Here is a 12,464-nt window from a genome sequence, read left to right on the forward strand (position 1 = left end):
TCGGGACACGAGAAAGCCCCCGGTCGATTCGACCGGGGGCTTCTTCATGGAGCGGACGACGAGATTCGAACTCGCGACCCTCACCTTGGCAAGGTGATGCTCTACCAACTGAGCCACGTCCGCATGCGCCGTAGCGCGAAGCCAACTATACCCATCCTTTCGCCTGCGCGAGACGCACCGCCGTATGCCGGTTCCCGGCACCGAGTTCGGCGGCGGCGGAGGACAGGTGGGTGCGGACGGTTCCGGGGGAGAGCGAGGCGCGCCGGCGATCTCCGAGACGGGTGCCCCGTCGGCGGAGAATGCGAGCACCTCGGCCTCCCGCGCGGTCAGCGTGGAGTCCCCTGCGGCGATGGCGTCGGCCGCCAACTCCGGTTCCACGTAACGGTTTCCGGCGTGCACGGTACGGATGATCTCGGGGAGCCGCTGGGCGCTGACGGTCTTCGGGGCGAAGCCGCGGACACCGGCCGAGAGGGCCCGCTCGAGGTGCCCGGGACGGCCGTGTCCGGTCACGGTCATGGTGCGGCAGGTGGGCAGTTCGTCCCGCAGGACTGTGGCGACCCTCACACCGTCCGCCCGCGGCATCTGCGGATCCGAACACCGCGACATCGGTCCGTCGTCCTCGTGAGCAGCACGGTGGTGCCGTCGTCGCGGAGGGCGCGGACGGGTTCCCAGGTGTCGCGGCGGCCCTCGGCGTCGAGGCCGGTGGCGTCGAGTGCTTCGGGCGGCGGGGCGGGGGTGGGTGCCGCACTCCGCCCAGATCGCGGGCCGTCCGGCAGTGCGCGCTGCCACCGGCCGCTCCTGACACATGTCATGGGGAGGACGGCAGTTGGGAGCGCTCGGGGCTCAGGGATACGCCGAAGGCCCCGGTTCCAGAGAACCGGGGCCTTCGATCTGGAGCGGACGACGAGATTCGAACTCGCGACCCTCACCTTGGCAAGGTGATGCTCTACCAACTGAGCCACGTCCGCATTGCTGCCGCTCAGCTTTCACTGGGCGGTGCGAGCACCACTCTACCTGATGCACCGGAGTGCTCGGTCTTGCGATGCAGAGCGGGTGACAGGAATTGCACACTGCGCCTTCCCCCTGGAAGGGGGCTGTTCTGCTACTGAACTACACCCGCACGCTGCGTGAGGTGGGGCTTTGCGGCCTCGCCCCTCGGCGTGTTCCAGACTTTAGCGGATCATGGGGGGTGCAATGCAAATCGGCTCGCCCCGCCGCGTCGGCGGCCGGCGGCCGGCCCGCTCAACTCGCGGCGCGGAAGGCCTCGTAGACCCGCTTCGGGATCCGGCCGCGCGCGGGCACCTCCATCCTGTTGGACTGCGCCCAGGCGCGGACCGCCGCCGGGTCGGGGGCGAGGGAGGTGTGGGTGTACGACTCCAGGGAGACGCTCTGACCGGTCACTGCCTTCGCCGGCACCTTGCGTCCGGCGGCGAGGTACGGGGCGAGTGCCTTGCGGAGTTTCTTTGCATTGGCTGCATTCAGGTCGATCTCGTACATCTTCCCGTCGAGGCCGAACGCGACCGTTTCAGCCGCTTCTCCGCCGTCCATGTCGTCGGAGATTGTGACCACCACACGCTGAGCCACGGATATCGGTCCTTTCCTGCGGCCGGTGCCGCAGAGGGGGCGCTTGTGACGCCTCTGACGTGCGGCGATGCCGACCGTACGGCTGTGCCGCGACAATGCTGATTTCTTCTCGATTCCTTTGTACAGCGGTGGGCGTCGCATTGTGAAGCCCTGGCAATTGTTTCAGCGTGTCCCGGTGCAATGAGGTCCGCAATATTTCACTCGAATTTTGCGTGGGTGTGCTCGGACGGGGTCATGGTCTGTGATCGCTGGTGGAGCGGCGCCGTGGCCTGGCTTTTGTAGGATCCTTCAGATCTCTACCCGCGTAGAATTTGGAGACAGGTACGCTGAGGGAACCGCCCACGCAACACACCACCGGGAGTGCCAGTGGCACGCGTCGTAGTCGACGTCATGCTCAAGCCGGAGATCCTCGACCCTCAGGGGCAGGCGGTGCAGCGAGCACTGCCCCGCCTGGGATTCGCCGGAATCGCCGACGTCCGTCAGGGGAAGCGTTTCGAGCTGGAGGTGGAGGGACCGGTCGACGACGCCGCCCTCGCCCGCATCCATGAGATGGCCGAGACCTTCCTTGCCAACACCGTGATCGAAGACTTCATCGTGAAGGTGGAGTCGTGACCGCACGCATCGGCGTCGTCACGTTCCCCGGAACGCTCGACGACCAGGACGCGCTGCGTGCAGCCCGCCTCGCGGGCGCCGAACCCGTATCGCTCTGGCACCGCGACAAGGACCTCAAGCAGGTCGACGCCGTGGTCCTGGCCGGCGGTTTCTCCTACGGCGACTACCTGCGGGCCGGAGCCATCTCCCGCTTCTCGCCGGTGATGGAGACGATCATCGAGCAGGCGAAGGCGGGCATGCCCGTCCTCGGTATCTGCAACGGCTTCCAGATCCTCACCGAGGCCCATCTGCTGCCGGGCGCGATGCTGCGCAACAACCACCTCCACTTCATCTGCCGCGACCAGAAGCTGCGGGTGGAGAACGCGGAGACCGCCTGGACCTCGGACTACACCGAGGGCCAGGAGATCGAGGTCCCGCTCAAGAACATGGACGGCCGGTACGTCGCCGACGAGCGTGTGCTCGACGAGCTGGAGGCCGAGGGGCGGGTCGCCTTCCGCTACCTGGACGTGAACCCCAACGGCTCGCTGCGTGACATCGCGGGCATCACCAACGCCGCGGGCAACGTGGTCGGCCTCATGCCGCACCCCGAGCACGCCGTCGAGCCGCTCGTCGGCACCGGCAAGACGGACGGCCTCGGTTTCTTCACCTCGATCCTCAAGAAGCTGGTCAACGCCTGATGAGCCTCGACACCGTCAAGCACGCGAGCGAGACGCCGGACAGCGAGCAGCCCTGGAAGGAGCTCGGCCTCAAGGAGGACGAGTACGCGCGCATCCGCGAGATCCTCGGCCGCCGTCCCACCGGCGCCGAGCTCGCCATGTACTCCGTCATGTGGTCCGAGCACTGCTCCTACAAGAGCAGCAAGGTCCACCTGAAGCAGTTCGGCGAGAAGGTCCCCGCCAACGACGCCATGCTCGTCGGCATCGGTGAGAACGCCGGCGTCGTCGACGTCGGCCAGGGGTACGCGGTCACCTTCAAGGTCGAGTCGCACAACCACCCCTCGTACATCGAGCCCTACCAGGGCGCGGCCACCGGCATCGGCGGCATCGTCCGCGACATCCTCGCCATGGGCGCCCGTCCGGTCGCGGTCGTCGACCCGCTGCGCTTCGGCGCGGCCGACCACCCCGACACCAAGCGCGTGCTGCCCGGTGTCGTCGCCGGCATCGGCGGCTACGGCAACTGCCTCGGCCTGCCGAACATCGGCGGCGAGGTCGTCTTCGACGAGTGCTACCAGGGCAACCCGCTGGTCAACGCCGGCTGCATCGGCGTGATGAAGCACGAGGACATCCACCTCGCCAAGGCCTCGGGCCCCGGCAACAAGGTGATCCTGTACGGCGCCCGCACGGGCGGCGACGGCATCGGCGGCGTCTCGGTCCTCGCGTCCGAGACCTTCGACGACACCAAGCCGACCAAGCGCCCGGCGGTCCAGGTCGGCGACCCCTTCCAGGAGAAGCTCCTCATCGAGTGCACCCTGGAGATCTTCAAGGAGAAGCTGGTCGCGGGCATCCAGGACCTCGGCGGCGCCGGGCTCTCCTGTGCCACGTCCGAGCTGGCCTCGGCCGGTTCCGGCGGCATGCGCGTCGAGCTCGACCGGGTCCACCTGCGCGACGCGACCCTCTCGCCCGAGGAGATCCTCATGAGCGAGTCGCAGGAGCGCATGTGCGCGATCGTCGAGCCCGAGCACGTCGACCGCTTCCTGGAGATCTGCGAGAAGTGGGACGTCATCGCCGTCGTCATCGGTGAGGTGACCGAGGGCGAGCGTCTGGAGATCTTCTGGCACGGCGAGCAGATCGTCGACGTGCCGCCGCGCTCCGTCGCCCACGAGGGCCCGACCTACCACCGGCCGTACGCCCGCCCGGAGTGGCAGGACGCGCTCCAGGCCGACGACGCCGGCAAGCTGCCCCGGCCGCAGACGGGCGAGGAGCTGAAGGACCAGGTCCTGAAGCTGGTCTCCTCCCCGAACCAGGCGTCGAAGTCCTGGATCACGGACCAGTACGACCGGTTCGTGCAGGGCAACACGGTCCTGGCGCAGCCCGAGGACGCGGGCATGGTCCGCATCGACGAGGAGACCAACCTCGGCGTGGCCATGGCGACCGACGGCAACGGCCGGTACGCCAAGCTCGACCCGTACACGGGTGCGCAGCTCGCGCTGGCGGAGGCGTACCGCAACGTCGCCGCCTCCGGAGCGAAGCCGCTGGCGATCTCGGACTGCCTGAACTTCGGTTCGCCCGAGGACCCGGCCGTGATGTGGCAGTTCGCCGAGGCCACCCGTGGTCTCGCGGACGGCTGCCTGCAGCTCGGCACCCCGGTGACCGGCGGCAACGTCTCGCTGTACAACCAGACCGGTGAGGTCGCGATCCACCCGACGCCGGTCGTGGCCGTCCTCGGTGTGATCGACGACGTCAACCGCCGTACGCCGATCGCCTTCGCGGAAGAGGGCCAGCTCCTCTACCTGCTCGGTGACACGCGTGAGGAGTTCGGCGGCTCGGCCTGGTCCGAGGTCGTCCACAAGCACCTCGGCGGTCTGCCGCCGGCCGTGGACCTCGACCGGGAGAAGCTGCTCGGCGAGATCCTGATCTCGGCCTCGCGCGACGGCATGATCGACGCCGCGCACGACCTGTCCGACGGCGGTCTCGTCCAGGCGGTCGTCGAGTCCTGCCTGCGCGGCGGGAACGGCGCGCGCCTGGTCGTCCCGGAGGGCCTGGACGCGTTCACGTTCCTCTTCAGCGAGTCGGCCGGCCGCGCGGTCGTGGCCGTCCCGCGCAGCGAGGAGCTCCGCTTCACCGACATGTGCGGTGCGCGGGGTCTGCCGGCGGCGCGGATCGGTGTCGTCGACGGGGACGCGGTCGACGTCCAGGGCGAGTTCGCGCTCTCCCTGACGGAGCTGCGCACGGCGCACGAGGCGACGATTCCGGCCCTGCTGGCCTGATACGGAGCACCGGGGAAGCCCCCGTCCGGACCGAAGGGTCCGGGCGGGGGCTTTCGCGTTTCCCGCTTGCGGAGGATTACGTAACTACGTAATCTCGATGGCATGGAGCTGGAAGAGCGGGTCGTCGCGCTGGAACGGCGTATCGCCGCCTTGGAGAGCGCGGCCGAGGCCGCGGCCGAAAGCGGGGCCGAGAGCGCGGCCGAAGCCGCGGCCGGACGGGTGGCGGAACGCGCGGCCGACCGTGGCTCCCACGCCGCCGGCCGCCCCGCTCCCGAGGTCACGGACAGCCCGCTCTGGGCCCTCGAAAGCCTCAAGGCCCAGCTCGCCGCGGGCCCGGGGGACCGGGGCGAGGACGGCGCGGTCGTCTTCACGGGAACGGTCAGGCTGCCGACCGACGAGCGGTACGAGTGGCAGTTCGGCGCCTTCACCGGGCAGCTGTTCGAGGAGGAGTGGGCGGACGCCGCCGAGTCCTTCGCCGCGCTCGGCCATCCTGTACGGCTCCGCCTGCTGAGGGAGATCCTCGGTGGCCGGCGCACCGCCGCCGAACTCGCGGAGCTCCAGGAGACCGGCACGACCGGCCAGATCTACCACCACCTGCGCCAGCTGACCGGCGCGGGCTGGCTCAAGACCGTCGGACGCGGTCGCTACGAGGTCCCCGGAGCCCGGGTCGTGCCGCTCCTGGTGGTCCTCACCGCGGCCCGCCCGTAACCGACACCACGATCCTCAGGGGGAATCCGGATGTCCTCGCGCAAACCGCTGATGGTCCTCCACCGCGTGCTCTGGCTGGCGTTCGTCGTCCAGGTGATCGCCTCGTTCGTCGTCGAGCTGCCGTACCCGTACTGGGTGGGCTGGCTGCCCGTGGTCGTCGCGATGATCCTCGGCGCCGGTCTCTCCCGGACCGCCCGCAGCCGGGTCATGGCCACGCCCCGCGCCACGGTCGAGGTGGCCCCGCCGGTCACCGGCCGCTGGTCGGCGCTGAACAGCCCGGCCGACCGGACGCCCAGCCACGGCACCCACCAGCTGGGCCAGACGTACGCGATCGACATCACCCGGGAGGACGGGGAGAAGCCCCGGCCGGGCTTCGCCTGGCTGTGGCCGGTGGTCCGGCGGAGCGAGGACTTCCCGGCCTTCGGCGCGCCGCTGCTCTCGGTCGCCGACGCGACCGTCGTGCACGCCGAGGACGGACAGCGGGACCACCTCAGCCGCAGTTCGCTGCTCGGCGTCCTCTATCTGCTGCTCGTCGAGGCCGGCGCGCGGAGCATCGGGGGAGCCCACCGGATCACCGGCAACCACCTCGTCCTCGACCTCGGCGGCGGTACGTACGCGATGTACGCGCATCTGCGGCGAGGCTCCCTCGCCGTCCGCCCGGGCGACCGGGTCACGGCCGGCCAGGAACTCGCCCGGTGCGGGAACTCGGGCAACTCCACCGAGCCGCACGTGCACTTCCAGCTGATGGACGGCCCGGACCTGGCCACGGCGAGCGGGGTGCCGTTCACCTGGCGCGGTGTCGGCGTACCGAAGAACGGTGAGACGTTCGAGGTGCCGCCCGAGCCGGTCTACTCGGCCTGACCCCAGAAGGCGTCGGAGACGTCGATGTCCTCGACGCACTCGTCGATGTCGGAGATCTTGCCGCCGATGACGGTGAAGACGAGGGCGCCGTTCATCTCGATGCCCATGCCCTTGTCCTCGCGCGTGGCGTAGAACCTGTTCGCCGCCACGACGTGGCCCCGGCCGTCGACGGTGACGCTCTGCAGCTCGACCCGCATCTCGCCACGGGTCAGCTCGAACATCTTCCGGTACATGTCGAGGACGTTGTCCCGGCCCTTGATGTGCCCGGATATCTGGCTCTCGCCGGGCGAGTGGTGCGTGCAGTCGGCCGTCATCATCTCGCCGACGGCGTCCATATCCCCCTTGGTCCAGGCGTCGAAGCCCCGGCGGATCAGGGCGGCGTCAGGGTGCTCAGCCATCGCTCATCGACCCCTCTCGGTCGAAACGGGTGCGCTGCCGGAAGCCCTCCCCTTCCAGTCTCCGACTACCCTCGCCCCCATGCCACCGGCCAAGAAGCGCACCCGTCGCTACGACTCCGCCAAGACCAGGGCGGCCGTGCTCGCCCAGTTCGCCCATGTACGGGAGGCGGTCGCGGCGCTCACACCCGAGCAGCTCGACGGGCCGACCCGGCTGGGGGAGTGGACGGTACGGGACCTGGCGGCGCATCTCGCGTGGATGGTCGACTCGGTGCCGCAGCTCCTGGCCGCGCCGGAGCGCGTGGGACAGGACCGGCTGGCTCTCCTCGACTGGCCGTTCAGGACGGCCGGAGCCGCCGAGCGGATCGACGAGCACACCCGCGGTCTGGACGCCTCCGACCTGCCGGGGCTCTACGCGCGCGTGGCGGCCGACTACGAGCGGATGCTCGTGGACGCACCGGAGGACCGGCTCCTGCCGGTGAGCTTCGGCGCGATGACCCTGGCCGACTTCCTCGTCACCCGGACCGTCGAGCTCGTCGTCCACACCGACGACCTCAACGCGGCGACCGGCGCCGGCATCCCGCTGGACCGGCAGGCCCTCGCCGCCTGCGCCCGGCTGCTCGCCGACGCCCTCGCGGCGAAGGCCCCGGGCGGGGCGGTCGAGGTGCGGATCCCGCCGTACGCGGTGGTGCAGTGCGTGGAGGGCCCCCGGCACACCCGGGGCACCCCGCCCAACGTGGTCGAGACCGACCCGCTGACCTGGATCCGGCTCGCGACCGGGCGGGCGGAGTGGGCGACGGAGCTGGACGCGGCCCGGGTCCGCGCGAGCGGCGAGCGGGCCGACCTGGAGGACCTCCTGCCCCTGATGGGCTGAGATTCCGTACGGACGGCCAGGGTCCCGGTGGCGCCGCCCCGGAGCCGAGGCGGAACCGACTTCCGCCGCGGCCCGTCCCACCGCCATGCAGACGCAGACGCCGCGCACCCTCGTATCCGCCGCATCCGCCGCCGCCCTGGCCCTCCTCCTCGCCGCCTGCGGTACGGAGGGCGGCACCGCCGGCCCGGGCTCCGACACCGTCTCCCCCGACCTGCCCGTCGCCGGTACCCACTGGACGATCGGCGCCGTCACGGTCGACGGCCGCAGGTCCGCCGCCCCGGACGGCGCCCGCGTCGAGTTCGGCGCGGACGGCCGCGCCCGCGGGAACAGCGGCTGCAACACCTTCGGGGCGACCGTCGCCGTGAAGGGGGACACCCTGACCGTCTCCCCGCAGGAGATCACCGAGATGGGCTGTCCCGAGGACCGGCAGCGCTTCGAGACGGACCTGGTCAAGGCCTTCACCGGCACCCTCAAGGGCAGGCAGAAGGGCGAGGCCCTCACCCTGACCTCCCCGGACGGCCGCAACGGCCTGGAGCTGGCCGCCGAGGCGGACCTCCCGCTGCGCGGCACCACCTGGAAGATCGACGGGCTGGTCTCGGGGGACACCGCGTCCTCGCTGCCCGCCGGCAGCGGCGACAAGGCCCGTCTCGTCCTCGGCGCGGACGGCAGGGTCAGCGGCAACCTGGGCTGCAACAACTTCGCAGCGACCGCCCGCGTCGAGGGGAAGACCCTCACGATCGACGGCCCGGCGGCGACCACCCGGATGATGTGCACCAGCCCGCAGATGCAGCTGGAGACCCGGCTGTACGAGCTTCTCGACGGCCCGCTCACCTATCGCCTGGACCACCGGACGCTGACCCTCACCGACGCCGACGGCAAGGGCCTCAGCGCCAAGGCGGCCACCGGGACTGGCGGAACCTCCGAAGGAGCGGGCGGAACGGAGGGCCAAGAGCCCCCGGCGTCCCGGTGAACGAGGCTCCCCGGGGTGCCCTCCGTCACATCGCTACGGCGCTCCCGTCCTGGTACGAGCGTCCGCTCGGGAGGGTCGCGGGGCGGGAATCCCTTACCGCGCCTGCCTCGTAGGCCTCTCCGAGCCGGAGATGATCATTTCGTGCGATCGCACGAGCAGGGTGGACCCCGCATTTCCTCAATTCGGACCAGTGGTCGAGCCCGTCTACACTCGGAAACGTGCCACGTGGTGACGGTCGACTCAATCACGACCTGCTCCCCGGCGAGAAAGGCCCCCAGGACGCTTGTGGCGTCTTCGGTGTCTGGGCTCCGGGTGAAGAGGTCGCAAAGCTCACGTACTTCGGGCTCTACGCCCTCCAGCATCGGGGCCAGGAATCCGCGGGAATCGCGGTCAGCAACGGCTCCCAGATCCTCGTCTTCAAGGACATGGGCCTCGTGTCCCAGGTCTTCGACGAGACCTCTCTCGGTTCCCTCCAAGGTCACATCGCGGTCGGTCACGCCCGCTACTCGACCACCGGGGCCTCCGTGTGGGAGAACGCGCAGCCGACGTTCAGGGCAACCGCCCACGGCTCCATCGCGCTCGGCCACAACGGCAACCTGGTGAACACGGCGCAGCTCGCCGAAATGGTCGCTGACCTGCCCAAGAAGGAAGGCCGCAGCACCCGTGTCGCGGCCACCAACGACACCGACCTGCTGACGGCGCTCCTCGCCGCCCAGGTGGACGACGAGGGCAAGCCGCTCACCATCGAGGAGGCGGCCGCCAAGGTCCTTCCCGATGTCCGGGGCGCCTTCTCCCTCGTCTTCATGGACGAGCACACGCTCTACGCGGCCCGTGACCCGCAGGGCATCCGCCCGCTGGTCCTCGGCCGCCTGGAGCGCGGCTGGGTGGTCGCGTCCGAGTCCGCCGCCCTCGACATCTGCGGCGCCAGCTACGTCCGCGAGGTCGAGCCGGGCGAGATGATCGCGATCGACGAGAACGGCATCCGCACCTCGCGATTCGCGGAAGCGAAGCCCAAGGGCTGTGTCTTCGAGTACGTCTACCTGGCTCGCCCGGACACCGACATCGCCGGCCGGAACGTGTACCTCTCCCGCGTGGAGATGGGCCGCCGCCTGGCGAAGGAGGCGCCCGTCGAGGCCGACCTGGTGATAGCGACGCCGGAGTCCGGAACCCCGGCCGCGATCGGCTACGCCGAGGCCTCGGGCATCCCGTTCGGCGCGGGCCTGGTGAAGAACGCCTACGTCGGGCGCACCTTCATCCAGCCCTCCCAGACCATCCGCCAGCTCGGCATCCGGCTGAAGCTGAACCCGCTCAAGGACGTCATCAAGGGCAAGCGCCTGGTGGTCGTCGACGACTCGATCGTCCGCGGCAACACCCAGCGCGCCCTCGTCAAGATGCTCCGCGAGGCCGGCGCGGCCGAGATCCACATCCGGATCTCCTCGCCGCCGGTGAAGTGGCCCTGCTTCTTCGGCATCGACTTCGCCACCCGCGCGGAGCTGATCGCCAACGGCATGTCGATCGAGGAGATCGGCAAGTCGCTGGGCGCGGACTCGCTCTCGTACATCTCGCTCGACGGGATGATCGAGGCGACCACGATCCAGAAGCCGAACCTCTGCCGTGCCTGCTTCGACGGCGAGTACCCGATGGAGCTGCCGGACCCCGAGCTGCTCGGCAAGCAGCTCCTGGAGACCGAACTGGCCGCGGGTCCCGCTGCCACGGCGGCCTCCGACGCGCTCCGTCGCCCGTGAGCTCCGTCGCCCGTGAGCTCCGTCGCCCGGAAGACCCCGCTGCAACCGCAGTACGACACGAAAGTTCTTCAGCATGTCTGAGACCACTGGTGCCAGCTACGCGTCCGCGGGCGTCGACATCGAAGCGGGTGACCGCGCCGTCGAGCTCATGAAGGAGTGGGTGAAGAAGACGCAGCGCGCAGAAGTCGCGGGCCTTGGTGGCCTCGGCGGCTTCGCCGGCCTCTTCGACGCCTCCGCCCTCAAGCGCTACGAGCGTCCGCTCCTCGCCTCCGCCACCGACGGCGTCGGGACGAAGGTCGACATCGCCCGCCAGATGGGCGTGTACGACACGATCGGCCACGACCTGGTCGCGATGGTCATGGACGACATCGTCGTCTGCGGCGCCGAGCCGCTCTTCATGACCGACTACATCTGTGTCGGCAAGGTCCACCCGGAGCGGGTCGCCGCCATCGTCAAGGGCATCGCCGAGGGCTGTGTCCTGGCCGGCTGCGCGCTGGTCGGCGGCGAGACGGCCGAGCACCCGGGCCTCCTCGGCCCGGACGACTTCGACGTCGCCGGCGCGGGCACGGGTGTCGTGGAGCACGACCGGCTGCTCGGCGCCGATCGCATCCGTACGGGGGACGCGGTCATCGCCATGGCCTCCTCCGGTCTTCACTCCAACGGGTACTCGCTCGTCCGCCACGTGGTCTTCGACCGCGCCGGGATGACGCTCGACCAGCGGGTCGACGAGCTCGGCCGGACGCTCGGCGAGGAGCTCCTGGAGCCCACGAAGATCTACTCGCTCGACTGCCTGGCCCTCACCCGGACCACGGACGTCCACGCGTTCAGCCACATCACGGGCGGCGGTCTGGCGGCCAACCTGGCCCGGGTGATCCCGGACGGCCTGCACGCCACGGTCGACCGTTCGACCTGGGCGCCGGGCGCGATCTTCGACCTGGTCGGCAAGGCCGGACAGGTGGAGCGCCTGGAGCTGGAGAAGACCCTGAACATGGGCGTCGGCATGATGGCGGTCGTGCCGGCCGAGTTCGTGGACGCGGCCCTGACGACGCTGGCGGACCGGGGCGTCGAGTCCTGGGTCGCGGGCGAGATCACCGAGCGTCGCACGCACACCACGGGCGCCGAGCTGGTCGGGGACTACGCGAAGTAACCCTCGCCGGTACGAGGTGACGGGGCGCTCCTGAGGGGGCGCCCCGTTCGCGTTCGTACGGAGCGCCCCGCGCCCCGGATCAGGGGCCCTGCTCCCCGCTCAGGGCCCTGCGAGGCCCGGACGCGGACAGCACAGAAACCCGGCCGGGTGATCCCGGACCGGGTTTCTGCGATGCGATTCAGAAGGTCAAGCGCGACGCGGGGACGCGCTCGGACCGGACTCGTCGTCCTCGTCCTCGTCGTCCTCGTTATAGAGATCCGCGTACTGGGCGTACGGGTCGTCTTCCTCGTCGTCGTCCTCGAACGGCTCGCCATTCGGCGGCTGGTTCGAAGTCGAAGCGCCCAGCTCATTGGCCAGACGCGTCAGGTCTGTCCCGCCGCTGCTGTACTTCAGCTGGCGGGCGACCTTGGTCTGCTTGGCCTTTGCCCGGCCGCGCCCCATGGCTCGACCCCCTCGGTGACGGGGCTCGGTGGCCCCAGAGTCTTGACACGCGTTCATGATTCGGAACGGACTCTCGACAGAGAGACCGGTCCGTAGGGCTTCAACGGTACCTGTTTCCGCGGGTCTACGGTACGCCGCGCGCATCACATACCCCGGTACAGAACCATCGAGGTGCCCTTTCCTCGCTGGTCAATCGCGATT

At 70.1% G+C, this 12,464-nt stretch carries 12 protein-coding genes, 3 tRNA genes and 1 pseudogene; 9 read left to right on the forward strand and 7 right to left on the reverse strand.

From position 1 onward, the window contains the following. Window positions 1-47: 47 nt before the first annotated feature. The 5 genes and pseudogenes from ACIP84_RS13670 to ACIP84_RS13690 form a co-directional block, all read right to left on the reverse strand. A tRNA-Gly gene (locus tag ACIP84_RS13670) sits at window positions 48-123 on the reverse strand. 22 nt (window positions 124-145) lie between these two features. Then, a pseudogene (locus tag ACIP84_RS13675) lies at window positions 146-591 on the reverse strand (DNA-binding response regulator); the annotation flags it as partial. Between the two features lie 301 nt (window positions 592-892). Continuing rightward, a tRNA-Gly gene (locus ACIP84_RS13680) sits at window positions 893-968 on the reverse strand. 80 nt (window positions 969-1,048) lie between these two features. Beyond that, window positions 1,049-1,120: transfer RNA gene (locus ACIP84_RS13685), tRNA-Gly, on the reverse strand. A 122-nt stretch (window positions 1,121-1,242) separates the two neighbouring features. Continuing rightward, window positions 1,243-1,584, reverse strand: coding sequence for an Lsr2 family protein (locus tag ACIP84_RS13690; RefSeq protein WP_401797943.1), 342 nt, complete (start codon window positions 1,582-1,584; stop codon window positions 1,243-1,245). A 366-nt stretch (window positions 1,585-1,950) separates the two neighbouring features. On the opposite strand from ACIP84_RS13690, the gene purS reads away from it, so the two are divergent. The 5 genes from purS to ACIP84_RS13715 all read left to right on the forward strand — a co-directional run bounded on the left by purS (window position 1,951) and on the right by ACIP84_RS13715 (window position 6,691). Continuing rightward, a complete protein-coding gene (gene purS / locus ACIP84_RS13695) occupies window positions 1,951-2,196 on the forward strand; it encodes a phosphoribosylformylglycinamidine synthase subunit PurS (RefSeq protein ID WP_017240564.1) in 246 nt (81 codons plus the stop codon). Continuing rightward, window positions 2,193-2,873 carry a phosphoribosylformylglycinamidine synthase subunit PurQ gene (gene purQ, locus ACIP84_RS13700; protein ID WP_030318250.1) on the forward strand — a complete coding sequence of 227 codons (681 nt, stop codon included), beginning with the start codon at window positions 2,193-2,195 and terminating at the stop codon, window positions 2,871-2,873. Before purS ends, purQ begins: the two co-directional genes overlap by 4 nt. Continuing rightward, the gene (gene purL / locus ACIP84_RS13705) at window positions 2,873-5,122 is read left to right on the forward strand and encodes a phosphoribosylformylglycinamidine synthase subunit PurL (protein WP_355968986.1); all 2,250 of its coding nucleotides are present in this window, start codon (window positions 2,873-2,875) and stop codon (window positions 5,120-5,122) included. The genes purQ and purL overlap by 1 nt, the downstream gene beginning before the upstream one ends. Window positions 5,123-5,224: 102 nt before the next feature. Continuing rightward, on the forward strand, window positions 5,225-5,830 hold the full coding sequence (locus ACIP84_RS13710) for an ArsR/SmtB family transcription factor (protein WP_401797944.1): 606 nt from the start codon (window positions 5,225-5,227) through the stop codon (window positions 5,828-5,830). Between the two features lie 30 nt (window positions 5,831-5,860). Then, complete coding sequence (locus tag ACIP84_RS13715) at window positions 5,861-6,691, forward strand: M23 family metallopeptidase (protein WP_401797945.1); 831 nt, start codon at window positions 5,861-5,863, stop codon at window positions 6,689-6,691. Here ACIP84_RS13715 and ACIP84_RS13720 read toward each other — a convergent pair. Next, entirely contained in the window at window positions 6,679-7,089 is a 411-nt protein-coding gene (locus ACIP84_RS13720; protein ID WP_355968979.1) for a nuclear transport factor 2 family protein, read from the reverse strand. The genes ACIP84_RS13715 and ACIP84_RS13720 overlap by 13 nt on opposite strands. A 79-nt stretch (window positions 7,090-7,168) precedes the next feature. Here ACIP84_RS13720 and ACIP84_RS13725 point away from each other — a divergent pair, with 79 nt between their 5' ends. The 4 genes from ACIP84_RS13725 to purM all read left to right on the forward strand — a co-directional run bounded on the left by ACIP84_RS13725 (window position 7,169) and on the right by purM (window position 11,822). Next, complete coding sequence (locus tag ACIP84_RS13725) at window positions 7,169-7,960, forward strand: sterol carrier family protein (protein ID WP_401797946.1); 792 nt, start codon at window positions 7,169-7,171, stop codon at window positions 7,958-7,960. Between the two features lie 85 nt (window positions 7,961-8,045). Next, complete coding sequence (locus ACIP84_RS13730; RefSeq protein ID WP_401797947.1) at window positions 8,046-8,930, forward strand: META domain-containing protein; 885 nt, start codon at window positions 8,046-8,048, stop codon at window positions 8,928-8,930. Between the two features lie 218 nt (window positions 8,931-9,148). Continuing rightward, window positions 9,149-10,675, forward strand: coding sequence for an amidophosphoribosyltransferase (gene purF, locus ACIP84_RS13735; protein ID WP_355968970.1), 1,527 nt, complete (start codon window positions 9,149-9,151; stop codon window positions 10,673-10,675). A gap of 73 nt (window positions 10,676-10,748) precedes the next feature. Continuing rightward, entirely contained in the window at window positions 10,749-11,822 is a 1,074-nt protein-coding gene (purM, locus tag ACIP84_RS13740; protein WP_401797948.1) for a phosphoribosylformylglycinamidine cyclo-ligase, read from the forward strand. A gap of 186 nt (window positions 11,823-12,008) precedes the next feature. Here purM and ACIP84_RS13745 read toward each other — a convergent pair whose 3' ends face one another. Beyond that, window positions 12,009-12,263 (reverse strand): DUF3073 domain-containing protein, encoded by a 255-nt coding sequence (locus ACIP84_RS13745; RefSeq protein WP_030318267.1) that lies wholly within the window; start codon window positions 12,261-12,263, stop codon window positions 12,009-12,011. Window positions 12,264-12,464: the final 201 nt, after the last annotated feature.

Source organism: Streptomyces sp. NPDC088707 (genome assembly GCF_044752725.1).
Classification (GTDB): domain Bacteria; phylum Actinomycetota; class Actinomycetes; order Streptomycetales; family Streptomycetaceae; genus Streptomyces.

Excerpts from the sequence above, each read along its gene's own strand:
- purL (WP_355968986.1), top strand. The coding sequence starts at position 2,873 with ATGAGCCTCGACACCGTCAAGCACGCGAGCGAGACGCCGGACAGCGAG.
- ACIP84_RS13710 (WP_401797944.1), top strand. The coding sequence starts at position 5,225 with ATGGAGCTGGAAGAGCGGGTCGTCGCGCTGGAACGGCGTATCGCCGCC.
- ACIP84_RS13715 (WP_401797945.1), top strand. The coding sequence starts at position 5,861 with ATGTCCTCGCGCAAACCGCTGATGGTCCTCCACCGCGTGCTCTGGCTG.
- ACIP84_RS13720 (WP_355968979.1), bottom strand. The coding sequence starts at position 7,089 with ATGGCTGAGCACCCTGACGCCGCCCTGATCCGCCGGGGCTTCGACGCC.
- ACIP84_RS13725 (WP_401797946.1), top strand. The coding sequence starts at position 7,169 with ATGCCACCGGCCAAGAAGCGCACCCGTCGCTACGACTCCGCCAAGACC.
- ACIP84_RS13730 (WP_401797947.1), top strand. The coding sequence starts at position 8,046 with ATGCAGACGCAGACGCCGCGCACCCTCGTATCCGCCGCATCCGCCGCC.
- purM (WP_401797948.1), top strand. The coding sequence starts at position 10,749 with ATGTCTGAGACCACTGGTGCCAGCTACGCGTCCGCGGGCGTCGACATC.
- ACIP84_RS13745 (WP_030318267.1), bottom strand. The coding sequence starts at position 12,263 with ATGGGGCGCGGCCGGGCAAAGGCCAAGCAGACCAAGGTCGCCCGCCAG.